The 26433-nt window shown below is 54.9% G+C and carries 23 protein-coding genes; 11 read left to right on the forward strand and 12 right to left on the reverse strand.

Annotated features, from left to right (window positions below; genetic code table 11):
- Nucleotides 1–23: 23 nt before the first annotated feature.
- Complete coding sequence (locus SD961_RS04355; protein WP_318789165.1) at nucleotides 24–1352, reverse strand: MFS transporter; 1329 nt, start codon at nucleotides 1350–1352, stop codon at nucleotides 24–26.
- Between the two features lie 336 nt (nucleotides 1353–1688).
- On the reverse strand, nucleotides 1689–3137 hold the full coding sequence (locus tag SD961_RS04360; RefSeq protein ID WP_318789166.1) for an alpha/beta hydrolase: 1449 nt from the start codon (nucleotides 3135–3137) through the stop codon (nucleotides 1689–1691).
- A gap of 925 nt (nucleotides 3138–4062) precedes the next feature.
- Between SD961_RS04360 and mgtA the strand changes: the two genes are divergently transcribed.
- Nucleotides 4063–6747, forward strand: coding sequence for a magnesium-translocating P-type ATPase (gene mgtA / locus SD961_RS04365; protein WP_318789167.1), 2685 nt, complete (start codon nucleotides 4063–4065; stop codon nucleotides 6745–6747).
- Between the two features lie 144 nt (nucleotides 6748–6891).
- Here mgtA and SD961_RS04370 read toward each other — a convergent pair whose 3' ends face one another.
- Nucleotides 6892–7134, reverse strand: a complete 243-nt coding sequence (locus SD961_RS04370) for a DUF1158 family protein (protein WP_318789396.1) — start codon at nucleotides 7132–7134, stop codon at nucleotides 6892–6894.
- A 429-nt stretch (nucleotides 7135–7563) separates the two neighbouring features.
- Here SD961_RS04370 and mntP point away from each other — a divergent pair, with 429 nt between their 5' ends.
- On the forward strand, nucleotides 7564–8133 hold the full coding sequence (gene mntP / locus SD961_RS04375; protein WP_318789168.1) for a manganese efflux pump MntP: 570 nt from the start codon (nucleotides 7564–7566) through the stop codon (nucleotides 8131–8133).
- A gap of 184 nt (nucleotides 8134–8317) precedes the next feature.
- Nucleotides 8318–8395 carry a stress response protein AzuC gene (gene azuC / locus SD961_RS21685; RefSeq protein WP_412916654.1) on the forward strand — a complete coding sequence of 26 codons (78 nt, stop codon included), beginning with the start codon at nucleotides 8318–8320 and terminating at the stop codon, nucleotides 8393–8395.
- Nucleotides 8396–8503: 108 nt separating this feature from the next.
- On the opposite strand, the gene SD961_RS04380 is transcribed toward azuC, so the two are convergent.
- Entirely contained in the window at nucleotides 8504–9379 is an 876-nt protein-coding gene (locus tag SD961_RS04380) for a LysR family transcriptional regulator (protein ID WP_318789398.1), read from the reverse strand.
- 127 nt (nucleotides 9380–9506) lie between these two features.
- On the opposite strand from SD961_RS04380, the gene SD961_RS04385 reads away from it, so the two are divergent.
- The 3 genes from SD961_RS04385 to SD961_RS04395 all read left to right on the forward strand — a co-directional run bounded on the left by SD961_RS04385 (nucleotide 9507) and on the right by SD961_RS04395 (nucleotide 11626).
- Nucleotides 9507–10247: an SDR family oxidoreductase gene (locus SD961_RS04385; protein WP_318789169.1), complete on the forward strand. Its 741-nt coding sequence runs from the start codon at nucleotides 9507–9509 to the stop codon at nucleotides 10245–10247.
- Nucleotides 10248–10382: 135 nt separating this feature from the next.
- Complete coding sequence (gene cbpA, locus SD961_RS04390; RefSeq protein ID WP_318789170.1) at nucleotides 10383–11330, forward strand: curved DNA-binding protein; 948 nt, start codon at nucleotides 10383–10385, stop codon at nucleotides 11328–11330.
- Nucleotides 11327–11626: a chaperone modulator CbpM gene (locus SD961_RS04395; RefSeq protein WP_318789171.1), complete on the forward strand. Its 300-nt coding sequence runs from the start codon at nucleotides 11327–11329 to the stop codon at nucleotides 11624–11626. Before cbpA ends, SD961_RS04395 begins: the two co-directional genes overlap by 4 nt.
- A gap of 172 nt (nucleotides 11627–11798) precedes the next feature.
- Here the strand turns inward: SD961_RS04395 and SD961_RS04400 are convergent, their stop codons facing one another.
- From SD961_RS04400 to SD961_RS04425, 6 genes are all read right to left on the reverse strand, one after another.
- Nucleotides 11799–12143, reverse strand: a complete 345-nt coding sequence (locus SD961_RS04400; RefSeq protein ID WP_318789172.1) for a hypothetical protein — start codon at nucleotides 12141–12143, stop codon at nucleotides 11799–11801.
- A 109-nt stretch (nucleotides 12144–12252) separates the two neighbouring features.
- A complete protein-coding gene (locus tag SD961_RS04405; protein WP_318789173.1) occupies nucleotides 12253–14673 on the reverse strand; it encodes a type III effector HrpK domain-containing protein in 2421 nt (806 codons plus the stop codon).
- A gap of 375 nt (nucleotides 14674–15048) precedes the next feature.
- Nucleotides 15049–15687 (reverse strand): RpiB/LacA/LacB family sugar-phosphate isomerase, encoded by a 639-nt coding sequence (locus SD961_RS04410; RefSeq protein WP_318789174.1) that lies wholly within the window; start codon nucleotides 15685–15687, stop codon nucleotides 15049–15051.
- Nucleotides 15688–15731: 44 nt separating this feature from the next.
- The gene (kduD, locus tag SD961_RS04415) at nucleotides 15732–16493 is read right to left on the reverse strand and encodes a 2-dehydro-3-deoxy-D-gluconate 5-dehydrogenase KduD (protein WP_318789175.1); all 762 of its coding nucleotides are present in this window, start codon (nucleotides 16491–16493) and stop codon (nucleotides 15732–15734) included.
- Nucleotides 16494–16508: 15 nt separating this feature from the next.
- Nucleotides 16509–17648 (reverse strand): glycoside hydrolase family 105 protein, encoded by a 1140-nt coding sequence (locus SD961_RS04420; RefSeq protein ID WP_318789176.1) that lies wholly within the window; start codon nucleotides 17646–17648, stop codon nucleotides 16509–16511.
- A 16-nt stretch (nucleotides 17649–17664) separates the two neighbouring features.
- Complete coding sequence (locus tag SD961_RS04425; RefSeq protein WP_318789177.1) at nucleotides 17665–19251, reverse strand: MFS transporter; 1587 nt, start codon at nucleotides 19249–19251, stop codon at nucleotides 17665–17667.
- Nucleotides 19252–19852: 601 nt separating this feature from the next.
- On the opposite strand from SD961_RS04425, the gene SD961_RS04430 reads away from it, so the two are divergent.
- Nucleotides 19853–20863: an alpha/beta hydrolase gene (locus tag SD961_RS04430; RefSeq protein ID WP_318789178.1), complete on the forward strand. Its 1011-nt coding sequence runs from the start codon at nucleotides 19853–19855 to the stop codon at nucleotides 20861–20863.
- On the opposite strand, the gene SD961_RS04435 is transcribed toward SD961_RS04430, so the two are convergent.
- On the reverse strand, nucleotides 20864–21115 hold the full coding sequence (locus SD961_RS04435; RefSeq protein WP_318789179.1) for a hypothetical protein: 252 nt from the start codon (nucleotides 21113–21115) through the stop codon (nucleotides 20864–20866).
- A complete protein-coding gene (locus tag SD961_RS04440; RefSeq protein ID WP_318789180.1) occupies nucleotides 21112–21336 on the reverse strand; it encodes a hypothetical protein in 225 nt (74 codons plus the stop codon). Before SD961_RS04440 ends, SD961_RS04435 begins: the two co-directional genes overlap by 4 nt.
- Nucleotides 21337–21529: 193 nt before the next feature.
- Between SD961_RS04440 and SD961_RS04445 the strand changes: the two genes are divergently transcribed.
- The 4 genes from SD961_RS04445 to SD961_RS04460 all read left to right on the forward strand — a co-directional run bounded on the left by SD961_RS04445 (nucleotide 21530) and on the right by SD961_RS04460 (nucleotide 26416).
- Nucleotides 21530–22156: a pyridoxamine 5'-phosphate oxidase family protein gene (locus SD961_RS04445; RefSeq protein ID WP_318789181.1), complete on the forward strand. Its 627-nt coding sequence runs from the start codon at nucleotides 21530–21532 to the stop codon at nucleotides 22154–22156.
- Nucleotides 22157–22547: 391 nt separating this feature from the next.
- A complete protein-coding gene (gene dgcN, locus SD961_RS04450) occupies nucleotides 22548–23555 on the forward strand; it encodes an N-acetyltransferase DgcN (RefSeq protein WP_318789182.1) in 1008 nt (335 codons plus the stop codon).
- A 2-nt stretch (nucleotides 23556–23557) separates the two neighbouring features.
- Nucleotides 23558–24523, forward strand: a complete 966-nt coding sequence (gene dgcA, locus SD961_RS04455) for an N-acetyl-D-Glu racemase DgcA (protein WP_318789183.1) — start codon at nucleotides 23558–23560, stop codon at nucleotides 24521–24523.
- Between the two features lie 21 nt (nucleotides 24524–24544).
- Entirely contained in the window at nucleotides 24545–26416 is a 1872-nt protein-coding gene (locus SD961_RS04460) for an ABC transporter ATP-binding protein (protein ID WP_318789184.1), read from the forward strand.
- The last annotated feature ends 17 nt before the right edge of the window (nucleotides 26417–26433 follow it).

Below are 26433 nucleotides of genomic sequence, written 5' to 3' on the forward strand. Positions count from 1 at the left end.
CCGGTTTTTCTGCTTAACGAGGGTTAGTCGAAAAGGGATTCGTGACGGGTTTCCTTGCTGAGAAGCAGGGCAACCAACGTCAGGCATGCCATTGCTGCCAGATAAATACCCACATAGAACAGACCGTAGGTGTGCGCTAACCAGGTAGCGATATAGGGGGCGACAGAAGCGCCCAGTATCGACGACAGATTATAGGAGAATGAGGCGCCGGTATAACGCACTTCCGTCGGGAACAGCTCCGGCAGCAGCGCACCCATTGGGCCAAACGTCAGTCCCATGATGCTCAGGCCGCACAGCAGGAACGCCATCACCAGCAGCTGATTGCCAGACCCTAACATGCTCGGGAAAATCAGCGAGAAGGCGATAATCATCAGCGTAATCACAATCATCGTCTTACGGCGACCAAAGCGGTCCGCCAGCATACCGGCAATCGGCACCATCACGCCAAAACCAATCACCGCCAGCATCAGCATCCACAGCATGGTATTGCGTGGGAAGCCCAGCCCGCCAGGCGCTGGCGTAGTGCCGTATGACATGGAGTAAACGGTCATGATGTAGAACAGGGTATAGGTAGCCAGCATGATAAAGGTGCCGAGGATCGTCGCCTTCATATGCTTAGAGAGCAGCGTCCCGATTGGCATTTTGACCTGTTTCTTCTCTTTCTTCACTTTGGCAAAGACCGGGGACTCGTGCAGCGACACGCGAACATAAAGCCCAACCAGCACCAGTACGGCAGAAAGAATAAAGGGTACGCGCCAGCCCCACGCCATAAACTGTTGGTCTGTCAGTAGCCAGGAGAGCAGCAGAAAGGTGCCGTTAGCAAAGAAGAAGCCAATCGGCGCGCCTAACTGGGGAAAGGAGCCGTAGAGCGCACGTTTTTTGGCCGGTGCGTTCTCCGTTGCCAGCAGCGCTGCGCCGCCCCACTCGCCACCCAGACCCAAACCCTGACCAAAGCGCGCCAGCGCCAGCAGCAGAGGAGCAAAGACGCCGATGGTTTCATAGCCCGGCAGCAGGCCGATCACCACCGTGGAGATCCCCATGGTCAGCAACGAAGCGACCAGCGTGGTTTTACGTCCGACACGGTCACCAAAGTGGCCGAAGAGGGCAGAACCAATGGGGCGCGCCACAAAGGCAATGGCAAAGGTCGCCAGCGACTGTAGCGTGGCGACCGTGGCATCACCCTGCGGAAAGAAAATATGCGGGAAGACGATAACCGCAGCGGTAGCATAAATATAGAAATCGAAAAATTCGATAGCTGTACCGACCAACGAAGCAACCACCACTTTACTGCGTGAGTTAACGGGCGTGGCATCGTTTTCGGCGTCGGGAGATGGTGCGATGGAGGCTTGCATAGCAGTTTCTTATTTGTAAAACGTGAAAAAGAATCTTACGCACTGCGGAGACGGCATTCAATGGCGAAAACCGCGCTGGCGCGGGCCTGCGGCGTGGAAAAGAGGATCGTGCGTGACAGCGGATATTTGCTGGGGGATGGCAGGGTGAAACGTCACTTTTATGGCAATAACCACTAAGAAACGGGCAATAAAAAGTAGTGCCTCAGCGATAAATGCTGGCCTTTGCGCAAAGTTTGCGCGGTAAACCAGATTTATGACTGAGTTTTCCGCCTGTGACCGCTGCCTTCTCCCCTGGCCTCGCCTGTTACAAAGCGTGTCATGTGACATATTTGCGGCTTATTTCAGGGTGGCATTGACGCGCTCAAGCATCCAGGGAAAGAAAGGGTTGGAGGATTGACGCATCAGCGTATCCAGCGTGACCATCAGCACTGCACGTTCTCCGCGTGGCGTCAGCGAGCCGAAGCTCACCCCAAATTCACCCGGCTGCGTTGGCGTCCTGCCATAAAGGGAATCGGTCAACGGGAAGGGCAGCGCCACATGGGAGAGCGAATAGACGTCCGGGGGATAATTCAGCCCCAGCGGCGTGCTCCGGGTCTCCGTGCTGCCTGCGGGCGTACTGTTCGCGACCTCAATATTGCTCTTTGCCGGGGCATTAGTGACCAGCGTAGTGGCATAGCGGCGAGGCGGAGGCGGCAGCAGATGTTCTGCCGCATGTCTGGCGCTGCTGCGCATTAACGGAGAGAGCTGCACCGACTGATTGATATCAAACAGCACCAGCTCGCTGCCGTTATCAGGCAGCAGATTGTACAATCCTCTTACTACGGCTGGCGTGCTGACCGTGGCATCCGCTACCGACTGAAAGGTCAGAACCGGCGGGAGTTTATCCAGCAGATGGCTGGCCCGATCGCGGTGCAGCTGGGTTTGCAAAGCGCTGGTCAGCAGCCAGGACTGACGAGCCGCTTTCACCGGGAAAGAGTTGTATTTGAACGGATTAAACTCCGGCAGGATGCTCAGCCATGCGGAACGCGCAAAGGCGGGGAAAACAGAGGGCAGGCCAGCCAGCCCGGCGTAGCGGGCATAGCTGCTGACGCCAATCATGGGTGAAATCAGGATTAACCGGCTGGGAGCCGCTAAGGCAGGGTCCTGCAGCGTGTCCAGGGCATATTTCATCGCCAGTGCGCCGCCGTTAGAGAAACCTACGATCTGCAACGGCGTTCCGTCAGGCGCACGTTTTCGGGCTTCCCGCACTGCCAGCCGGGTAGCCGCCATCCAATCTTCCCACTCCACGCTGGTCAGTGCAGCGGGCACTGTCCCATGCCCCGGCAGGCGTATGGCAACCGCTACATAGCCATGCTGCCGGTAATCTTCCGCAAAATGGCGCAAACTGTAGGGCGAATCAGTGAGACCATGCAGCAGCACCACCGCGCCGCGCGGTTTACCCTGCGGCATCATGATGTAAGAGCGGTTCCAGTCCGTTGCAAAATGACCCGGATAGACGGGGCTGTGCTCTGCATAACGGTTATAGGTTTCTGGATCGGACTGCTGTAGCTTATCGCTGACGTTAAGCTTCATTTCTGCAAAGATTTTTTGCTCATTTTGCAGGTAGCCCGCCCAGTCGGTACGATCCAGCTTGCTCTCACTCAGCTCTTCCGGTACCCAAGTGTGCCACAGCGCTAAATCCGGCCCACGCTCCGTCAGCACCACGCGCAACCCCAACAGTATCATCAGCGCCATTATTGCCACGACAGCCGTGCGTTTTAACCAGATTCTGGTCCGCTGTAGCATCCTAATCCTCTCCTGTCTGGTTATTTAGCCAACCTTTAAAGAGACCGCTTTTATCATGCCAACCCTGCCTGTCTCATAGCCAATCATGGTATATCAACGCTGAGAATACATTGTTTTATTGGTCGTTTCTCAATGCTGCTTTTTGCCTGCTGTGGGTAAAAAAGTCTCAGAGAAGAAAACGCTGGTCAGCATAAATAATCAGCCGAAACCCGTTTTGATTTCCGTCACGGTTTGCCCGGTACAGAGTGCTATTAAAACTTTTAATCAGAATGAATGATGAGTTGTTGATAATCCGTTGATATACAAAATAGGGGATTTTGTTGCAGTTATTTTTTTAACTTATTGTTTTAAAATAAAAAATAAACCAATGCGCTCATAATTATCCTTGTAGTTGCCTGGGTTTACTTCTTTTGCCTGGCAACCTATAGTAGCCGCGGATCACACAACGGAGCCGTAAATTGGACAGTCACCCCTTAAATAACAACTTAATAAGGTAAGCCAACACCGTTGTTTGCTTGCCGAAAACCGGCGGGCAATGTTTCACCTTCTCTTCAGGTCGTCACATCCCCCTCTATCTTGTACTACGCTCCAGCCGCGTCTGGACGAGGGTTAACTATGTGTATGACTTCATCTCGTCATAAAAGCCGTTCTCTGTTTCTTCCGGGAACGCTGACGCCGCCACTTTCTCAGGTGCGTAATCTGGCCCTCTCTGCCTTGCTACGCAGCAATAAAGTAATAAGGAATCGATCATGAAAGAACCTCCGACCAGCCATGGGCGAAGGCGGCGCTATGAGTACAGGAGGGTAAACGCTCACTAGCCTTTCTGCTCGTCCCGTCCGCTCTCGCCCGATCTCTTTTGAAAAAATTCCTCACGCGCAGGAAAGCTTCCCCGCGTCTGAATAAACACTAAAGAAGGATCTGGCAGATGAAAATGAATAATGCCAACTTAATTCTCGCCCGCAATCTGGCCGTTGCGAGTGAAATGAAACAGAGCCTTGAAAGCACGCTTGCCCGGCTGCATACCCAGCGTAGCGGTTTGACTCAGCAAGAGGCTGCGGATCGCCTGAGCCAGTATGGTAAAAATGAAGTGGCGAACGAGAAAGCACCTCACGCGTTACGCCAACTCGTGCAGGCCTTCAATAATCCCTTTATCTGGGTATTAATGGTGCTGGCTGCCATCAGCTTTTTTACCGACTATCTCCTTCCAGGCCGTAAAGGCGAAGAGACCGATCTCACCGGCGTTGGGATCATGCTGATGATGGTTCTGCTGAGCGGCCTGCTGCGTTTCTGGCAGGAGTACCGCACGAATAAAGCCGCAGAAGCGCTGAAGTTAATGGTGCGGACCACTGCCACAGTGATCCGACGCAGCAGCGTATCGGCTCAGCCCGTCAGAAGTGAAATTGCGCTTCACGAGGTGGTGCCGGGAGACATCATCTACCTTTCGGCGGGCGATATGATCCCTGCTGACATTCGCCTGCTCACTTCACGTGATCTGTTCGTCAGCCAGGCCGCGCTCAGTGGTGAAGCGATTCCTGTTGAAAAGTACGATGCGATGGCCAACGTGACGGCAAAATCTCCAGGCCCGCTCACTGATGACGCCGATCTGCTCAGTATGCCTGGTATCTGCCTGATGGGCACTACTGTCGCCAGCGGTACCGCTACGGCCGTGGTGGTGGCGACAGGCAATAAAACCTGGTTTGGCTCGCTGGCGAAATCGCTGGTCGGCAGCCGTCCGCAAACGGCTTTTGACCGTGGCGTTAACAGCGTCAGCTGGCTGCTGATCCGCTTTATGCTGGTGATGGTGCCGGTAGTCCTGTTTATTAACGGATTTACCAAAGGGGACTGGTCAGATGCACTGCTGTTTGCGCTGGCCGTGGCCGTGGGTCTGACGCCGGAAATGCTGCCAATGATTGTCAGTTCCAATCTGGCAAAAGGGGCTATTGCCCTGTCACGCCGCAAAGTTGTGGTGAAGCGGCTCAACGCCATACAAAATTTTGGCGCAATGGATGTGCTCTGTACTGATAAAACCGGCACGCTGACCCAGGATCGTATCATTCTGGCACAGCATCTTGATGCCTGTGGGCGCAACAACGACAGAGTACTGCAGCTCGCCTGGCTGAACAGCCGCCACCAGAGCGGCATCAGGAACCTGATGGACAAAGCGATCCTCAGCTTCAGCCAGGGCAAACTGGCGGTCAGCGGCCTGTGGCGCTATCGCAAAGTGGATGAGCTGCCGTTTGATTTTGAACGCCGTCGTCTTTCCGTGGTGGTAGCGGATGAGCAAAACCGCCAGCAGCTGATTTGCAAAGGCGCGGTAGATGAGATGCTGTCCGTGGCGCAATGGTGGCTGGATGGTGATAAGCGTCGTCCACTGGATGCCGCCGCCCGCAGGCAGTGGCAGCGACAGGCACAAGAGTGGAATCAGCAAGGCTTCCGCGTGCTGCTGCTTGGCAATCGTGATTTAAGCGAATGCCCGCTGACCATGCCCCTGAGCAAAGAGGACGAACGTGGGCTGACAATTTGCGGCCTGCTGACCTTCCTCGATCCGCCCAAAGAGAGCGCAAAAGAGGCGATAGCAGCGCTGCATGAAAATGGCGTGGCGATAAAAGTTCTGACCGGCGATAACGCCATTATCAGCAGCAAAATCTGCCGTGAAGTGGGCCTGGAGCCAGGAGAAGCGCTGTGTGGCACAGAGATCGCACGGCTGAATGACGATGAGCTGTACCAACAGGTGGAGGCAAAAACGCTGTTCTGTCGCCTTACTCCCCAGCAAAAATCACGGGTGTTGCAGGCGTTGCAACACAACGGACATACGGTTGGTTTTCTGGGCGATGGCATCAACGATGCGCCAGCGCTTCGGGATGCGGATATAGGTATTTCGGTAGATACGGCGACCGATATCGCCAAAGAATCGGCAGATATCATTCTGCTGGAAAAAAACCTGATGGTACTGGAGCAGGGCGTCATCAAAGGCCGCGAAACCTTCGGCAACATCATCAAATACCTGAATATGACCGCCAGCTCCAACTTTGGCAACGTCTTCTCGGTACTGATTGCCAGCGCGTTTATCCCATTTTTACCTATGCTGGCGATCCATCTTTTGCTGCAGAACCTGATGTATGACCTGTCGCAGCTGGCGCTGCCGTGGGACAAAATGGACAAAGAGTTTTTACGGAAACCACGCAAGTGGGATGCGAAAAATATCCGCCGCTTTATGCTGTGGATCGGTCCGACATCCTCACTATTTGATATCACCACATTTGCTATTATGTGGCATGTTTTCGCGGCCAACAGCGTTGAACACCAGGCGCTGTTTCAGTCTGGCTGGTTTATCGAAGGCTTGCTGTCGCAAACGCTGGTAGTGCATATGCTGCGCACGCAAAAAATTCCGTTTATTCAGAGCCGGGCTGCACTGCCGGTGATGCTGACGACCGGGCTGGTCATGGCGCTGGGGATCTATATTCCGTTCTCGCCGCTGGGGAGCGCCGTGGGGCTGGTGCCGCTGCCCTGGTCTTATTTCCCGTGGCTTGTTGCCACGCTGTTGGGCTACTGCTTCGTCGCACAGGGGATGAAGCGTCTCTATATCCGTCGCTTTGGCCAGTGGTTCTGAGGAGAGACAGCATGAAATCTCCTGATGCCGTCACGGCGATCGTCCTGTTTTTTGTCGGACTAGTGATTTTATCCAGCGCGTTATTGATGATTTTTAACGCATAGCTCTCAGGGCGGAATGATTTTCCGCCCTGATTTTTGCGTCTCAGACTTTTACAAAGCGCAGATAAAAGAAACGGATAATAAAATATTCAATGGCGCCCAGCAGCAGGAACCACAGACAAAAGACCAGCGTATAGAGCTGGCCGATATCGCTGAGATGGAATATCGCCATCAGTCGGTAAGTCAGGCTGAGGCCAAACCAGGGCGCAGGCAGTAACAAAGCGGAGAGCATGCCCAGCATCAGGGTGCTCATCGGCATTAAAAAGGTCAGAAACGGGTTTTTCATCATTATTCCATTCTGGTCAGAAGCGGCCATTTTCCGGCAATCGGGGTTCAGGTTCAATCTGAAGTACGGACCTGGCGTTTTTCAAAGCAATTTCTGCGTTAAATAAGCCTCGTATGAATAAATATTTTTTTATCTGAGTGCAGATAAATCCCCTCTTTTTGCCTGGAATTCCCCCGGCCTCGTCAGGGATGTGCTCCTTAAGGTAGTAATTCTTTTAGGCTTTTTAGCGATTTTTTTCGCACAGAATTAGCATTCGTTAAAAAGTATAGCCAAGGCTATACTCAAACCCCTGATTTTGTTGTCTTTTTTTTATAGAAAACGCGTGGTAGGATGCGTCACACTTTCACCCGCTGCCGCTTATTTTTACGGCGGGATCTGTTTTTATGATGCGTTGAGGGCCTCCGGGGGCCTCAAGCCGGTATAACCACAATGAACATGTACGCCACTCTTATTCTGGCCTTTGGCATGTCGATGGACGCGTTTGCGGCGGCTATTGGTAAAGGTGCCTGTCTCCACCGTCCTTCGGTGAAAGAGGCGCTGCGGACGGGATTAATCTTTGGTGTTATTGAGGCGCTTACCCCGCTGATTGGCTGGGGTGTCGGCATAGCCGCCAGCCGTTACGTGATGGCCTGGGATCACTGGGTTGCCTTCATTTTGCTCTTTGTGCTCGGTGCCCGCATGATCCGGGAAGGTTTCCGTAAAAAAGAGAACGTGGACGAAGCACCGCAAAGTCACAGCTTTATGCTGCTGGCCGCTACGGCGGTAGCAACCAGCCTGGATGCGATGGCTGTAGGTGTAGGCCTGGCTTTCCTGCAGGTCAACATTGTCGCTACCGCGCTGGCGATTGGCGCCTCAACCATGATTATGGCCACTGCCGGTATATTACTGGGGCGCTTCCTTGGTCCGGTCATGGGCAAATGGGCAGAGATTTTTGGCGGCGTAGTGCTGATTGCTATTGGCAGCAGCATCCTTATCGAGCATCTGAATCTTTTTACCTGATTTTGCAGAGATTTCCTGATGCATCTGGCGGGCAGGAGCCCGCCTCTTTGCCTTCTGTTTACCTTTTTCCTCTTCTGATAAAACTCATTTATGTGATCTGGTTCAAATTTATTTGCCTGAAAAAGGTGCGTCTTGTATAATTTTTTTGCACTTTACTAACAAAATTTGAAGCAGGCCGATCGAAATGAAAAAATTCCTTAAACGCGTGTTGCACAGCTATGTTGAAGTCTTTAAACATGTGCCGCCGGGTGCCATGTCTTAATGGCGCTGGCCAGAAACTCTCGATAGCCGCGGTCAGGGACTGACCGATGGTTATCACCTGCCTTAAAACTTCCTGCCTTACCCGTTCTGAACTGATTAACAGTGCTCTTCACTGTTCCGCGCGCTGAAAGATTTCTCCAATCCAGTTAATAAATACCCTGACCCGCTGTGACAGCTGGCGATTCTGCAGGTAAAGCATCGAAACCGGAATCGGTGGAGGCGGCATCTCAGGAAGGATAATTTTCAGTTTGTTCTCTGCCAGTTCCTGCTTTATCCGGTAATGCGGCACCTGAATGATCCCCAGACCAGCCAGCGCCGCGCTGGTATAAAGCTCCGTGCCGTTTACCGAGATGACGTCATCAAGCTGCACGGTTTTTACCTCATCCTTAACGGTAAATTCCAGCGGCAGCGCCCGCCCGATAGCGCTGGAGAGGTAATTGACCGCATGATGACCCGTTAACGCTTCGAGCGTTTTGGGTTCGCCGTAAGCCGCAAGATAAGCTGGACTGGCGACCGTAACTTGCTGCAGCAGGGCAACGCGACGCGCCACCATCGTGCTGTCCTGCAAGTTTCCCGCTCGCAACACGCAGTGAATACCTTCCCGGATTAAATCGACAAAGCGGTCATCCTCACTGATCTGCAGGCGGATATCAGGATAACGGGTGATAAATTCTGCCAGTCTGGGCACCACAAAGTTTTTTGCCAGCGTCCCCTGCATATTTACCCGCAGCAGCCCTTTTGGGGTGGCGTTGCGGAACTGACTTTCAGCCTCTTCCATATCGGCCAGTAAACGGATGCAGTTTCGGTAAAATTGTCGGCCATCATCAGTCAGCGTCACCGTGCGTGTGGTTCTTTCCAGCAGCCGGGTGCCGAGTCGCTCTTCCATTCTTTTAATCAGATTGGTGACGGTAGCGCGTGGGATCTGCAAATCTTCTGCGGCCTGCGTGAAACTGCCGCGCTCGGCAATCCTCACGAACACCTGCATTTCCTGAAAACGGTCCACGGCAGCCTCATTGTTAAAGTAAATGAAATAAAGTTACTCATTATTGGTTAATTATCTTTTATGCGATAGCAATCATGCTGTTTATAACCATTTACCAGAGGAGTTCAACATGACCATTACAGCGAATAAAGTTGCCATTGTGACCGGTGCATCGCGGGGAATAGGGGCGCAGATCGCGCTTCGCCTTGGGGAAGAGGGTTTCAACGTGGTGGTGAATTATGCCAGCAGCGCCGGCGAAGCCGAAGAGGTGGTAGCACAGCTCAAAGCAATGGGCGTGGAGGGACTGGCGGTGAAAGCCGATGTCTCCCGATCTGATGATGTGGCCGCAATGTTCGAAGCCGCTCAGCACCATTTTGGCCGTATTGACGTGCTGGTGAATAACGCAGGCGTGTTGGAAACGTTGCCGCTGATGGAACATTCAGACGAATTGTTCGCCCGGACTTTTGCTATCAATGTGCAGGGAACATTTAACACACTGCGTGAAGCGGGGAAACGGCTGGAGGAAGGCGGCAGGATTATTAATCTCTCCAGCTCCGCCATAGGCTTAAATATGCCTGGCTACGCGATTTATAACGGCACTAAAGCCGCCGTGGAAGCCTTTACTCACACCTTCGCCAAAGAGTTGCGCGGACGTCAGATAACCGTCAATGCCGTTGCGCCGGGGCCGGTTGCCACGGAGCTGTTTTTGACCGGGAAAAGCGAAGAGCTGATCCAGAATCTGGCGAACCTGAACCCGATGCAGCGCCTGGGTCAGCCGGATGATATTGCCGCCGTGGTGGCCTTCCTGGCGGGCGACCAGAGCGGCTGGATAAACGGTCAGGTTATCCGCGCCAACGGCGGGATGGTCTGATTTTTTCTTCACGTTGCTGCATTACGCCTTACACTCACTGTGTGCACCGATTAAGGCCCTGTTCACGGGCCTGAATTTTCGATGGATTGAGCCTGGCTTACCGCCCACAACGTGCTGAAAAGAAGGTGTAATCAGATGGAATTTAAAGACTATTATGCGCTGCTGGAGGTTGAACCTTCAGCCGATTTAAAAACGATTAAAACGGCTTACCGACGGCTGGCGCGAAAATATCATCCGGACGTCAGTACCGAGGCGGATGCCGAGCGCAAGTTCAAACAGATGGCGGAAGCTTACGAGGTGCTGAAAGACAGCGACCGTCGGGCCGAGTATGACCTGCTCCGCCAGCATCGCGACGATCCCCGTTTTTCCGGGCCGCCTCCCGGCGCTGGCGACGGCCACTGGCAGCATGAGCAGGGCAGCGCAAGCGACTATTCTGACTTCTTTGAGTCTGTCTTTGGCCGCCATGCCAGCGGGTTTCAGGGACAAACGCGACGACATCCCCCCAGACGTGGTCAGGATCTGGAGATGGAAGTGCCGCTGTTCCTTGAAGAGACGCTGGCAGGCGAAAGCCGGACCGTCTCCTTCACCGTACCGGTTCTGGATGAATCTGGCCGACAGATCGACGAGGTGAAAAAAACGCTGAAGGTGAAAATACCAGCTGGGGTCACAGATGGCGAACGTATCCGCCTGAAAGGTCAGGGCGTGGCGGGCAGCCAGGGCGCAGCTAACGGCGATCTCTACCTTGTTATCCGACTGGCGCCCCATCCGCTGTTCGAAGTTGATGGGCAAAACCTGCAGATTGTGGTGCCGGTGGCGCCGTGGGAAGCTGCTCTGGGCGCTACCGTTCAGGTGCCTACCCTTACCGGAAAAATATCGCTGACAATCCCGCCCGGCAGCCAGAACGGCCAGCGGCTTCGCGTCAGGGGCAAGGGGTTGTCCGGTAAAACCAGCAGCGGCGATCTCTATGCCATTCTTAAAGTGGTCATGCCCGCTAAAGCCGATGAACAGAGTGCCGCGCTGTGGCGTGAGCTGGCGGAAAAAGCCGCGTTTGAGCCGCGCGCAGCATGGGAGTCCGCATCATGACTGAACACGTAAGGTATACCGTTATTGAGATCTGCCGTTCGGTGGATATTTCCCCGGAGGAGTTAACGGAAGTGGTGGGGTTGGGCGTTATCACGCCGACTGAGAGCGAGCCGCAGTGGGTTTTTGACTATTACGCCGTGCATCAGTTGCGGCGGGCAAGAAGGTTGCAGATTGAACTGGATCTGGAGTGGTCAGGCATTGCCCTGGCACTGACGCTGTTGGATAAAGTAGACCGGCTGGAAAAGGAAAATCTTCTGCTCAGGCGGCAGTTGGAGCGGTTGCTGCACAGCGGCTGAACGGTTTTCAAACGCTGAATAAACAGGCCGGTTAATTACCGGCCTGAGAGGGCTACTTAACGCGCGTTGCCACGTTAGTCACGGCCTGAAAGCGAGCAGGGTCAGGAGAGAGGGTCTGGCCCCAATCCGGCAGGGCCGAATAAGCGTCTGCCTGGAACCCTGCACAGGCGTGTTAATCTTGACTCTGATACTCGTCCAGCGTGGCGTTCTGGCACGCCTCAGGACTCTGGCGGGCCTGCGCTTTCTGCTGGTCATTCAGGTTCATCCAGGCCGCGACAACGGTTCTGGCTTCATCTTCATCGAACTCCGGTTTTTGCTGGGCGGAAGGCGACTGACCCCGTGCGTTCAGCGCTTTCAGCTTAGCGATATAGCTCTCCGCTGAGTCGGTCGTTTTTTCCTGCGTCACGACTGTACAGAGATTAGCGATATAGCCCGCTGCAGGATCTTCAGCGTCATCTGCGGCCTGCGCGGCACCGGTTGCTGCCAGAATGGCGAGCAGCATCACAACTTTTTTCATACCTGCTCCTTATAAAAGGCAAAGTGGCTTTTATCTTCCATCAGCCAGTCTCCATTTACAAATGCTTTCACTGGTAAGATTATTGCGGGCGCGGTTTCCCCGGCCTGGGCTAGTGCGCTTTGGGAATGCCAAACTGCGTCAGAGTGGGATCGACGTTATGGTCGAAAGTCTTCTGATCTTTATGCTTTTGCACCGCATCGATGATGGCCTTGATGCCAAAGCCTATTGCCATCACGGCATCAATGGCCCAGCCCACAGGCCCGGCAGCGGCACCTAATGCGCCAGCAGCGGCCAGGCCAGCGGCTTCTCCTGCCACCATCCCCACCACGCGGCCCGCCACGGCGCCCGCCATTCTGCCCAGGCCTGCGGAGGCGTCCTTCGCCAGTGCGTTAGCTACAGCATTATAACCAAGTTTGCCCAGCTCCGACGCGCCTTTCACCCCGTCGTAAATCGTTTTCGCTGCCGCTGCCTTATCGCCGGATTTCAGCTGGTCTGAGAGTGAAATCATGCCCGCCACGCCCAGCGCGCCCCCACCCGCAACGACACTTTTCCCGCTGGTACTTAGCCCTGCGGCGCTGGTCTGTTTTTCCACGTTATCGCGCAGCTGTGAAAGCATCTCTTTACCGGTCATTTTTTGCAGATCGCTCTCTTTTGGCAGCGTCCCGGCCTCTTTCAAATCTTTGAGCACGCTCATGCCTTTGCCGGTAGTGGTCAGCGCTTTCAGCGTGGCTTCAGCGTAGCCATCCTGAGCGGCGGTAGTGACGCTTTCCGGAATAGCCGCTTCATAGGCGGCCTTCTGCCGGTCGACATCGCTTAACACCTCTGTGGCATCGGTTTTTTTATTGTTCTTCAGCCCGCTTTCTACCGCCTTGCCCTGGGTAAAGTTCTCGTTATAAGAACGCTCGATCTCCTGCTTCAACTCGGGTTGGCTGTTCACTACCTCCTGCGTTGTGGGGACTTTTACCGCTTCCCCCTTCAGGTCGCCCTGCATCTTCAGCTCGGCATCCAGGTTACCAATAGCGCTGCTGTAATCGGCAGGCTGCTTCTCTTCCTCTTTCTTGCCTTTATTCGCCTTATCCGCTTTATCCCTGGCGGCCTGCATATCCTCTCCAAGCGCCTTACCGGACTTCAGATCTTCATAACGCTGGCTGACCGCCTGAGTGAGTGCAGGATCGCTGTTGATGATGTTCTTTTCCTGCGCGGGCACGGCCTTGTTCAGGTAATCCTTCACCCCCTGGTCTTGCTGCAACTGTCCAATCTTCTCTTCCAGAGCCGCCGAGGTTTTATCAACTTTACGCAGCGAGCTGCCGCCGTTGACCTGCTCCAGCGTCTGTTGCAGCTTAACCATTACTGCTGCTTTCTGTGCGCCGCTGTAGTTTTGCGGATTATTGAACACATCCTCATTGAGCTGGCTGATATCGACACTGGCGACCGCATTTCGCGTGGCGGCATCGCTCATCATGCTGGAAAATTCCCCGCCATTGGTGGGTGCCTGCTTTTTAATCCAGTCGTCGATGTTGTGCGTGCTGATTTTCTGATCGGGGTTGTGCAGCGCCAGGCTTTTGCCTTCAAAACCACCCTGATCCAGCATTGTCATCAGACCTGGCTGAGAGAACGTTTTTGCCGACTGGGTGAGGGAAGAGGCCAGGCCAGGATTGTTTTCCTGTAGCCCTTTCAGCGCGTCGGCGGTGATATATTTATCGACCTTGCCGTCCTGATTCAATGCTCCGGCCTTTGCCAGCGGTTCACTGGCCCGCAGCGCGGCCGCCGACATCACCATTTGCAGCGACTGAGGATCGGCGTTGGGGTTTTCCTTTTTGTAATTATCAACATCTTTGCTCGCTGCATCGCGGGCCTTTTCCATGTTTTTGGCAAAGGATTTGTAGTCGCCGTTGGTGGTTTTACCGTCCGGTTTTCCACCATGTTTGCCGACATCAATGGCCGTTTTCAGCGCCGGGTTAGCGTCAATAAACGCTCTGGCCTGCTCGCCTTCTGCGCCTCCTGCGGCAGCCATTTTTGCGGCTGCTATCGGACGGTTCATCTCTTTCGCTGCCTGTTCCCGCTGCTCTGGCGGCAGGTTTGATACCAGCGAATCATATTTCTTCAGCTCTTCCGGGGAGGAATAAGTGGAGTTATCCAGGAAAGCGGCATCACTGCCAGGTGAAACAGGCGTTGCCTCGCTCCCGCTGGCCTGAGTTTGCCCCGTATCCGCTACAGGTGAGGTTGCAGAAGATTGCCCGACGTTGCCGCTCTCTGCGCTTTGCGGTGCTTCTCCTGTTTCCGCCGTGCTCTGTATCTCAGCCGCTTTTTTCATCAGCCCGGCAAGCAACGAAGCCAGCTCCTTCAGCGCATCGTTCCTGGCGCCGGTGCAGGCTTTCTCTGCCTCCGCCAGGCTGGTCGGCTGTCCAAACTGAATAGTTCCTGCACCCTTTTTTAGCACCGGATTGGGTTGGTTTTCCTGAGCTGGCTGGGCAGAAGGAGCCGGCCCGGTGGAATCAGCCAGACCGGTTCGTGAATGGAGAACGCGCATGATAACTCACCTGAAAGAGATTGCTGGGAACAGGTGAGTGGCCGGGAAGAGGGATCGGGTTCCTTTTTTTCTTACAGCCAGCGTCTGAACCACGCAATCAGCCACATGAGTTCTGGCAGCAATTTCGCCAGGCAGAGTAAATACAGAAACATATATCTCTGCTCCTTGTAAAAAGCGATCCTCAAATGTGGGAAAGTAGTAGCAATACGGATAAGAGTGGTTGTGAATGAAATAGCAAAATAACCGCAGGCTGGCAGAAGCAGAAGGGGAACTTAATGGCGAAAAGATCCTTTTTATGGCGGCGACCAATTAACGCAAAAGCTGAAAAAAGATCCGCGACCGGCGGTGCCGATCGCGGAAAGTTTACCGGTACCGTTACTGGATCAAGCGTTTAACCCAGGCGATGATCTCCTGATCCTTACCCTGTTCAAACAGACACTGCCGGAAGCGCTCCCCGCCGACAGCCGTTTTCACCAGTTCAGGATCGAGAGCGCTCAATGTATCCAGATAGTTCTCTTTCATCACCGCGCTTTTCACCTGATTCAGAATGCCCGCGTTACGTACCTGAGGCTCTTTGCGATCGGCTGGATAGCCTTCACCTTTGCGCCCGGTGAACGCCTTTTCAAAGATATAGCGTACGTTAAGCTCTGCACCCCAGCCGAACCCTTTAGCGAAAGGCAGAGAGAGCGCGTTGCCGTTGTTGATTTGCGCAAACAGGAAGGCATCGGCCGGATCGACACAATAGCCACAAACCACCCCAGGATGGATATTCAGTGAGAGTAACGCGCCCTGACCCGTGCCGCAGCCCGTTACCACAAAATCCACGGCTTTCGCATTCAGCAACAGGCTCGCCATAATGCCCAGGTGAATATAGGTCAGGTGATGATCCCCTTCGTCCTGCATTCCCACGTTAAAAACGGTATCCTTGTTGTCGGCTGCGACAGCCTTCAACTGGGCTAAAACCACGGCATTTTTTGCCGCCTGGCTGTTTTCCATCATCAGTGCAATATTCATATTTTCTCCGGTTTGCAGGCTTGTTGGTTAATAAAGGCGAAGGGCTAGCGCGCGAGCCAGCCACCATCCACCGCAAGGGTGTAGCCATTGACGTAATCAGAGGCGCTGGAGGCGAGAAATACCACCGGCCCCATCAGATCCTGCGATTCTCCCCAGCGCCCGGCAGGAATACGGGCAAGAATTTCATTACTGCGGCTTTGGTCGTCGCGCAGCTGTTGCGTATTGTTGGTTGCGATATAGCCGGGCGCCAGCGCATTAACATTGATGCCATGTCTGGCCCACTCATTGGCCAGTTCGCGGGTGAGCCCCATTACGGCGCTTTTCGATGCGGTGTAAGAGGGCACCCGAACGCCTCCCTGGAAAGAGAGCAGGGAGGCGATATTGATGATTTTGCCGCCGCGCCCCTGCTTAATGAACTGCTGCGCGACCAGCTGTGACAAAAAGAACAGCGTCTTGATGTTCACATTCATCACGTCGTCCCAATCCTGCTCGCTGAAGTCCAGCGCCTCGTTGCGGCGTATAATGCCGGCATTGTTGACCAGAATATCTATCTGGCCCATCTCGCTCACTGCCTGCGTCAGCAGCGACGGCAGGCGATCCTGCTGACCGAGGTCCGCGTGTAAACTCAGAAAACGCCGTCCCAGGGCGATGACCTCATTCGCGGTTTCAGTGGGCTCACTGCGGTTAATGGCCACAATGTCGCACCCTGCCTGCGCCAGGCCTACGGCCATACTTTTCCCAAGTCCGGTATTGCAGCCGGTGACGATGGCCACCTTTCCGTGCAGAGAAAAATGATTCAGGATCATGCTGTTTTCCTTGTTTTACAGATAGACATGCAGGTACTCCACCAGGCATAAAATCGCCATCGCCTGCCCGTAAGGCATCGACGTCAGCGGGATCTGGCGGTAATAATTGAGATCTTTACCCATGGCCGTCCCAAAAGAGACCTGGGTCAGTTCGCCGTCGGGATTAATCTGGGAGATCAGCCCTTTCAGCGCCTTTTCAGCCACGGCGACGTAGCGCTGATCGGCATAATGGCAGCGCGCGGCTTTAAGCATGCCGAACGCGAAGCCCGCAGTAGCGGAGGCTTCAAGGTAAGAGTCAGGATCGTCCAGCAGCGTATGCCATAAGCCGCTTTCATGCTGGCATCGCTCCAGCGCCTCCAGCTGGCTGGCGAGGACCTGCTGGAGAAAACGCCGGGTGGCGTCCTTTTCCGGCAGGTTCAGCAGACTGAGGAACTCCGGGATCACGATGGTGAGCCAGCTGTTACCGCGCGCCCAGCGGGCGTTAGCAAAGTTATGCCTGCCCTCAAACGTCCAACCGTGGAACCATAATCCCGTCTGCCGATCCATTAAATGCTGCGTATGCACCAGAAACTGGTATTTCGCCTCTTCAATATAATCCGGGCGGTTCAGCAACTGGCCGATTTTTGCCAGCGGCAGCACGGTCATCATCAGCGTATCGTCCCACAGCTGCTGATGGTTCTCTTCCGCCAGCGTGATGTGCTGCATACCGCCGCACTCGGTGCGGGGCATTTTGTGCATGATCCAGTCGGCCCAGCTTTCAAGATAAGGCAGCCAGCGTGGGTCGCGGGTCTCTTCATAGCGATAAGCGAGCGTCAGAAACGGACAGACGGTATTCACGTTGCGGGTAGGGGAGCCTTCGCTGAACCGGTCGCTAAACCAGTTATCTACAATAGCCCGAAGCCGGTCATCGCCGGTATGGCGATAGTATTGATGAATACCATACAGACCGATGCCGTGCGTCCATTCCCACCCCGCCCATCCTTTGGTATCAATAACCCGGCCATCATCCAGCCTCAGTAGAAATTCACCCGTGTCATCAGTAATGTTCACCAGGTTATCCACCAGCTTGTTGATCAGCTGATGTAGCTCCTTGCAGGAGATGAACCGCTCCGGCTGGCGTAGCAGGGCGCTCTGTTTTACGGGATAAACCAACATAAATATTCCTCTCAGATCATGGACGGGTTAACTGGCTGGTGACAGGGGAGACCGCCGGTTTTGCCGGTAAAGGCTGCACGGCTGGCTTATTGCGATTGAGATAGCCAATGTTGTTGTTTCCCCACAGCGCTTCATAAGGCAGGCCGGCCAGCAGTTCCACGGTTGCTCTGGCCTGAGGCGTGATATTTTCCGGAACAACATTGCCTGCCGCGCGCATCTTCTCAATCTCTTCTCGTAATGTCCGATGGGTAGTGAGGTTGAGCCTGAAGCGCAGGGAGATGAAAAAGCCGATGCAGAGCATCACCAGCGTGCCGCCGCAAAGGATAGTGAGAATGGCATGACTGACCGCCGGGTCTTGCGTACTGCTTCCGGCGACGAAGCCGGAGAGCTGCATCAGGATACCTACCAGCATCACCGCTCCCGCCTGCGAAGCTTTGCGGGTCAGCGTCATGATCCCGGCAAAAATACCCTCGCGGCGCTGCCCGGTGATCGCTTCATCCACGTCGGAAATGTAGGTGTAGATATTCCAGGGCACATAATTGATGCCGCCGCGCCCCAGTCCGGCAAAGGCAGAGACCAGCAGCAGCAGAGAAAATATATCGCTTAATCCGCTGTAAAAGAGCAGGCCATAAGAGAGTGTACTGAGGCCAAACAGCACCACCACGAGGCGATAAGAAGGGGCGGGACCAAACCGGATACAGAGCGGGATCATGCCGATCACCGCCACAAACTGCATGATCGCCATCGTACCCATCAGATTTGAGGCCAGGCTGGCGCTCTGCATCAGTACAAAGACCACGTAATAAGTGAAGACCGCGTTGAAAATGTCCTGAGCAATATAGCCACCGAGATACATGCCAAGATGTTGACGGAATATTCGCACCCGTAATGTGGAGGTCAGTTCTGTTTTCAGGCGGCTCAGGCTCTGCCTGAGCGTCAGCTTTTGCTGCTCTGCCTGCAGGGCGGCGCTGGACTTCTTCTCTGGCGGACGTTCCCAGGTGTAGAACCACACCAGCGTCAGCACGATGGCGCAGATCACCGAGAAAACCAGACTGGCATAGAAGAATGAGATTGCATTGTCCTTACCGAAATAGCTCAGCAGTATGCCCGGCAGAAAGGCGGCAAGGATCGCCGAGAGCTGAGCAAGAGCAATACGCGCGCCGGAGAATTTGGTTTTCTCTTTAAAATCGTCGGTCATTTCCGGCACCAGCGTTTCGTAGGGCACCAGAATGGAGGTATAGACCACCTCAAAGAGCAGGTAGGTCATCAGATAATAAACGTAGGTCATATCGCCGACCCACATCAGACTATAGGTAAACACCAGCGGGATGCCGGTGAGGATAAAAAACTTGCGGCGGCCGAAGCGTTTGCCCAGCCAGGTTGAACCGAAGCTATCGGTCAGGTAGCCCATCAGTGGGCTGACGACGGCGTCCAGCACGCGGGCCAGCGCAAAGATAGAGGTTGCTTTAATCGGACTCAGTCCGCAGAAGGTGGTATAAAAATAGAGCAGCCATGCAGAGGTCAGCGCCATGGTGCCAGCGCCGAGGAAATCACCTGACCCATAGGCTAAATAATTTAGCGTTCCTGGTTTACGTGTCATCATCGCATCCTTCCTGATTTACCTGTTTAGCGCCCGGCGATTGTCGGGGATGAGCTAAGGTAGAACCAGGCAGAGGCAAAAACCTTTGCGATTTTGCCAACAGAAACGAAGGAGTGACACGTAAATAAAGAAAGCCGGGACCGATCTCACCAATTTAATAAAATGGCGTTTCATTATTATTAAATTGGTTTCTCGTTTATCCTGTCTGACGCAACTGGTAGAGGAAAAAGTTACCTGCTTTTAAAAACGCTTATCAGGCTTGCATATAAAAACTGGAGCGGGCGGGGGCTTGCGGTTCCAGCAGACAGCAAAGGCTGTGCCATAACAGCGAAATCCACCAAAAACTCAGGCTTGTCATACTTCTCTCCTGGGACACGATGCCCGAAAAGGTAAATGTAATCTGAATAAGCAATTCCGCCAGATTAAAGGGGATAAAACGCTTTTTTTGTTAAAGTATGCGTCGATCTTCCCATTTTGTAACCTCTGTCTGAACAGCCCGGCTTTGCGCTTCTTTACCCACCCGGCTTACTGACACTGTTATTTATCCGCTATGGTTAAGCGTTGTTTATTTTGACTTTCCATCTTGCTCTTGAGGATAACGTTTGTGCCAAAATTTATCTCTTGTCTGGTGTTCTCAGGCCTGGTCACGGTTTTTAACGCTTTCGCCGCTGACAGTACGCCAAAGTATGGTCCGCAGTTGCAGGGTTTTGATTTCCCTTATCCCATGCAAAAATTTGATTTCACTTCCCAACAGCAGCAGCTCAGTATGGGTTACATTGATGTGAAACCCAGCGGCAGTGCCAATGGTCGTACGGTGGTGCTGATGCATGGAAAAAACTTCTGTGGTGTAACCTGGCAGGCGTCGATAGATGCCCTGAGTCACGCGGGCTACCGGGTCATAGCGCCGGATCAGATTGGGTTTTGTACCTCCAGCAAACCTGAACATTACCAGTACAGTTTTCAGCAGTTAGCGCTCAACACACAGAACCTGCTTAAGAAATTGCATATAGATAAAGTAACGCTGGTGGGCCATTCCACTGGCGGTATGCTGGCCACCCGCTTTGCACTGATGTACCCGCAAGAGGTGCAAAAACTGGTGTTGGTCAATCCTATCGGCCTGGAAGACTGGAAAGCCAAAGGGGTGCCGTGGCGGAGCGTGGATGAGTGGTATCAGCGTGAGCTGAAGACATCGGCTGCCAGCATCAAAAAATATGAGTTGAATACCTACTATGTCGGCCGCTGGAAACCGGAATACGACCGCTGGGTCACCATGCTGGCTGGCCTGAACAACGGTCCGGGCCATGAGATCGTCGCCTGGAATTCTGCCTTGTTATACGACATGATCTTCACTCAGCCGGTTTATTACGAGTTCAAAAACCTTCAGATGCCTGCCACGCTGATGATCGGCACGTCAGACACCACGGCCATCGGCAGCGATATCGCGCCGCCAGATGTTAAGGCGAAAATCGGTCATTACAACGAGCTGGGTAAACAGGTTGCCGCGCTGATCCCTCAGGCAACCCTGATTGAATTTCCGGGAATGGGCCATGCGCCACAGATGGAAGAACCTGCAAAGTTTAATCAGGCGCTGATTAAGGATCTCAATCAGCCCTGATTAGCGGCACTGTGAGGTGCAGGCCTGCAGGCAGGTCTGCATCTTCGCGCCACAGCCGCTGTTGTCGTTGCGGTCGCACTGGCTGTTCTGCACATAGCACTGTTGCTGACAAAGGCTGACATCACATTTCGCCGCTACCGGGGTGGCGAGGATATCCTGCTTAGGCGGCGTCAGAGGGAGCTGAGAAAGCTGGGAGCAGGCTGTTCCCGAAAACAGCAGGATTGTTAAGGCCAGGAGAGTGCTCTTTTTCATAAAAATGTCCCCAGAATAAATAGCGCCCTTTCGGCGGCTTTAGTCCGTTCTTCTCCATAATCGTAGTCTGTGGCTTTCAGGCGTTTTAGCGTGGTGATCAGCGATTCAAGGGTAAATGCCTGCTTCTCGCCCAGTATGGTCAGTATTGCACCACCTATCTCATTACAGATCGCTTTTGCTTCCGCCATATCTTTATCGGTGGTGACGTTCTCTTCACGCATACTGCCTCCCACACGTTCGCCTGTTTATAAAATCATAGATACCCCCTCTGAAAAAGCGAACTCCCGTCTCATTAAGTGTGCGCCGGAAACAACTCTCTCTGTACAGCATGGCTATACTGAGCATGTCGGAGAAAAGGCATCCGGCAGTTTTATTACATTCGTAATAACGCTCAGTTATCGTAAAGAGGGCACCATGACCGGGGACGAACAGAACAGGATCAAAACGTTAGCGCAGCTGGAACAGCTTTACGGCGACGTGGCACCTCCCTCGCTGATGAAAGTAGCTGACCATATTCACCCCGCCTATCGTCCTTTTATTGAATCCTCGCCGTTTGTGGCGCTGGCGACCTCCGGCGATGCCGATCTGGATGTTTCCCCGCGCGGCGACCCGGCTGGTTTTATTCAGATAGAGGATGAGAAAACCCTGCTGCTGCCCGACAGGCGTGGCAACAACCGCATCGACAGCCTGAAAAATATTCTTGGCGATCCCAGGGTGGCGCTGCTTTTTCTGATCCCTGGGATTGGTGAAACGCTACGGGTGAATGGCGAGGCAGAAATCAGCGTGGACCCTGCACTGTTGGCGCGTTTCGCCGTAGAGGGAAACCAGCCCCGCACAGTGTTGCGGATCCACGTCCACAGCGTTTTCTTCCAGTGCAGCCGCGCCATTATCCGCTCCCGCCTCTGGGAGGCAGACGCGCAGCTACAGCGTTCACAGCTGCCCAGCACCGGCAGCATTCTGAAGGCTGTTTCCCACTCTGCCGTCGATGGCGAAGCTTATGATCGGGCGCTGCCGGAACGCATTAAAAAGACCCTTTACTGACTCTGCTGAAGTTTCTGTTTTATACACTGCAACAGATGCAGGAAATGGATATGCAGTATCCCGAGTTATTCCTGCTATTTTTCTTATTACCTTCCACTGCGGCGCGGGCAGGATGGCCGCCAGAGCGGGGATTGCTGTAAAAAGTACGCAAAGATTATCACTTCGTTATTTAATCAATTCCAGAGCATAAGACGCACGGCTAAGTTCAGAGCAACCTGCTGACGCCGGGAAAGCATGCCGATGAATAAGGTGTAATGGACATCTTACTGTCTCGCCCCTCACCCCTATAGCCTCAGGCTATACCCTGGCAACAAACAAGCATTATCCCGCGTCAGACAACGATGAAATAGTCTTATCAGGCAAACCCTGCAACCCGATAAGAGATGACCTCATGCTGATCCCGCAACCCTATTTGTTATTCCTTGGCGATGTGACCGACCCGCTGGCCGCGAAAACCGCGCGAGGTATTCAGGTCTGGCGACCAGAGCAGTGCGTAGGGCAGATCCGTCTGCCAGGCTGCAGCGTTTCGCTGGGGCTGGAGGAGTTGACTATAGAGGCGGCCGTGGCGGCTGGCGCGAAAACGCTGGTGCTTGGCACGGCTAACGCTGGCGGCTATCTGCCGGAGCATTGGCTGGATACCGTGCGCGGCGCGATTAAAGCGGGCATGAACGTTGCCAGCGGCCTGCATTATCGTCTGGTGGATAACGAAGAGCTGATGACGCTGGCGAAAGAGCAGGGCGTGGAGCTGTTCGACATCCGCCACATGCGCCCGAAACTGGAGGTGGGCAGCGGCAAAAAACGCAGCGGTAAGCGCGTGTTGACGGTCGGCACCGACTGCTCGGTGGGTAAAATGTACACCTCGCTGGCGCTGGAATCCGCCATGCGTGAAATCGGTCTGAAGGCTGATTTTCGTGCGACAGGCCAGACCGGGATTCTGGTAGCCGGTGAAGGCATCGCCATTGACGCCGTAATCGCTGACTTTATCGCCGGGGCAGCAGAAGCGCTCTCTCCGGCTGGTGAGCCCGATCACTGGGACATCGTGGAAGGCCAGGGTTCCTTGTTCCACCCCTCTTACGCGGGAGTCAGCATGGGGCTGATCCATGGCGCGCAGCCGCACTGGCTGGTGATGTGCCATGAAATGCATCGCCCGCATATGCGCCACCTGCCGCATCAGCCGATGGTCAGCCTGGCTGACTGCGTGGAGGCCAATCTGCGCGCCGCGCACGTCACCAGCGACAGCGTGCAGCTGGCTGGCTTTGCCATCAATACCTCCAACTTCCCCGAGCAGGAAGCCCGTGACTACTGCCAGCAGGTCAGCGAAGAATTTGGCGTACCGGCGACCGATCCGGTGCGTTTCGGCATTGCAGAGATCGCCGCGCTGCTGAAGGAGCGTGGCTGATTATGCGCCGCATGCAGGTTGAGGTAGTGGAGCTGCCGCTGGCCCGCCCGTTTGCCATTGCTCGCGGTACCCGCACGGCGGTGACCGTAGTACGCGTCACGCTGGAACAGCAGGGGTTTATCGGACGTGGTGAATGCACGCCGACGGCGCACTATCACGAAAGCGCTGAAAGCGTGACCGCGCAGCTGGCGGCCGTGCAGGAAGAGGTGGAAAACGGTTTAACGCTCTCTGAACTGCAAATCCGTCTGCTGCCAGGATCTGCCCGCAACGCGCTGGACTGCGCGCTGTGGCGGCTTGAGGCGGCGCTGAACAGGCAAACCCTGTGGCAACGGCTAAATACTCAGCCGCCCGCCACGGTGATCACTGCGGAAACGCTGAGTCTGGAGAGCAGCGAAAGGATGGCTGCCGCAGCGGCAGATGCTGTTTCCCGCGGGGCTATCCTGCTGAAAATCAAGCTGAACCGCGAGCTGATTCTGGAAAAAGTGGCGGCGATCCGTGCCGCTGCGCCTGGCGTCACGCTGATTATTGACGCCAATGAAGCCTGGGGCGGGCTGGATCTCGGCAGCCTTTTTGCGGCGCTGACGCACTACAACATCGCGATGATCGAGCAGCCTTTGCCGGCGGGTAATGATGCTGATTTGCAGCGCTTTGACCATCTCATCCCGGTCTGTGCGGATGAGAGTTGCCACCATACGGGGGATATCGCCGGGCTGCGCAATCGCTATGAGATGATCAACATCAAGCTTGATAAATGCGGTGGGCTGACCGAAGCGCTGGCGATGGTGGAAGAGGCAAAGCGGCAGAAGCTGCGGCTGATGGTGGGCTGTATGCTCGGCTCATCGCTGGCGATGGAGGCCGCGCTGCCGGTGGCCATTGCTGCGGAACATGTTGATCTCGACGGGCCAATCTGGCTAGCGGCAGACAGCTCTCCCTATCTCTCTTACCACCAGGGCCGCATCTGGCTCTGAGCCAGGGCCACCGGAGTCACGATGACGGAACCCATGCAACCAGACCTTACCGCCACCGGACCCGGCACGTCTTCCCCTGTGCTGCGGGTGGAGGATCTCAGCGTCAGCTTTAGCGGGCGCTCCGGGAAAAATCTTGCCCTGAAAGGCGTCTCGTTCACCCTCAATAAAGGGGAAATCGTCGCGGTGGTGGGTGAAAGCGGCTCCGGCAAATCCGTCACCTCGCTGGCGGTAATGGGGCTGCTGGCACCCTCGGCTACCATTGAACGCGGTGCCATTCATTTCAGCCCGCGCAGCGGTGCCAGCCATCCTCTGCTGACCATGAGCGTGGAGGAGCGCCGCAAGCTGCGCGGCCGCGATATGGCGATGATTTTTCAGGAGCCGATGACCTCCCTTAATCCGGTATTAAAGGTGGGCGATCAGCTCACGGAAGCGCTTAAGGATCATCAGCTGTGCGACAGCAAAACCGCAGATGTAAAAGCCCGCGAGCTGCTGCGCAAAGTGCGCATTGCCGACGTCGATCGGGTGATGAAAAGCTATCCGCATTCGCTCTCCGGCGGGATGCGCCAGCGCGTGATGATCGCCCAGGCGCTGGCCTGCGATCCGCAACTGCTGATTGCCGACGAACCTACCACCGCCCTGGACGTCACTGTACAGGCGCGCATTCTGCAAATTCTCCGTGACCTGCAACAGCAAAGCGAGATGGCCGTGCTGTTTATCACCCACGATATGGGAGTGGTGGCGGAAATTGCCGATCGCGTGGTGGTGATGTATCGCGGTGAAGTGGTGGAGCAGGGCAGCGTGGAGCAGATTTTTGCTGCGCCAGAACACAGCTACACCAAAGCGCTGCTGGCGGCTGTGCCGCGCCTGGGCGATATGCAAGCGAGCCGCTGGCCGCAGCGTTTCCCGCTGCTGGGCGAAGAGCAGGATGAAGAGCAGGGCGTGCAGATCACCGCACGCTACGAAGAGAAACCCCTGCTGGATGTGCGTGGGCTTAAGGTTTATTACCCGGTACGCAGCGGCCTGTTTTCAGCGCTCACTCATCGGGTGCATGCGGTAGAGCAGATTGATTTCAGCCTCTGGCCTGGCGAAACGCTGGCGATAGTGGGCGAAAGCGGCTGTGGTAAATCCACTACCGGACGGGCGCTGCTGCGGCTGATCGCCAGCGAATCGGAAAGCATCCATTTTCGCGGCGAGGAGGTGAGCGTGCTGAAGGAAGCGGCGTTTCATGCGCTGCGTCGTGAAATTCAGATGGTGTTTCAGGACCCCTACGCCTCGCTGAATCCCCGCCTTACGGTAGGCTTCACCATCGCGGAGCCGCTGCTGCTACATGGCCTGGTGAAGTCGCTGGATGAGGCCACGCCGCAGGTGCAGGCCTTGCTGAAAAGCGTCGGCCTGCTGCCGGAACATGCCCGTCGCTATCCGCATGAATTCTCCGGCGGGCAGCGTCAGCGTATCGCAATTGCCCGCGCGATGGCGCTCCAGCCAAAGGTGATTATTGCCGATGAGGCCGTCTCCGCGCTGGACGTCTCGATTCAGGCTCAGGTTGTTAACCTGATGATGGATCTGCAAAAAGAGACCGGCGTGGCCTGGATATTTATCTCGCATGACATGGCGGTGGTGGAGCGCATTGCTAACCGCGTGGCGGTAATGTACCTCGGACAGATTGTGGAAATCGGCCCGCGTCATGCGCTCTTTACTAACCCTCAACACCCCTATACCCGTCGTCTGCTGGCGTCCGTGCCGGTGGCCGATCCTGCCCGCCGCAGCGTGCGTGAGCTGGATGAGAGTGAAATCCCCTCACCGCTGCGTAAGGCTGGGGAAGAAGTAACAAAACTCCGTTACCGCCAGGTTGCCCCGCATCACTGGGTAGCCGAAGGGGAGATGCACCGTTAACGAGTATTTCAATACCT

This window comes from Erwinia sp. MMLR14_017, from assembly GCF_033657285.1.
GTDB lineage: Bacteria > Pseudomonadota > Gammaproteobacteria > Enterobacterales > Enterobacteriaceae > Erwinia.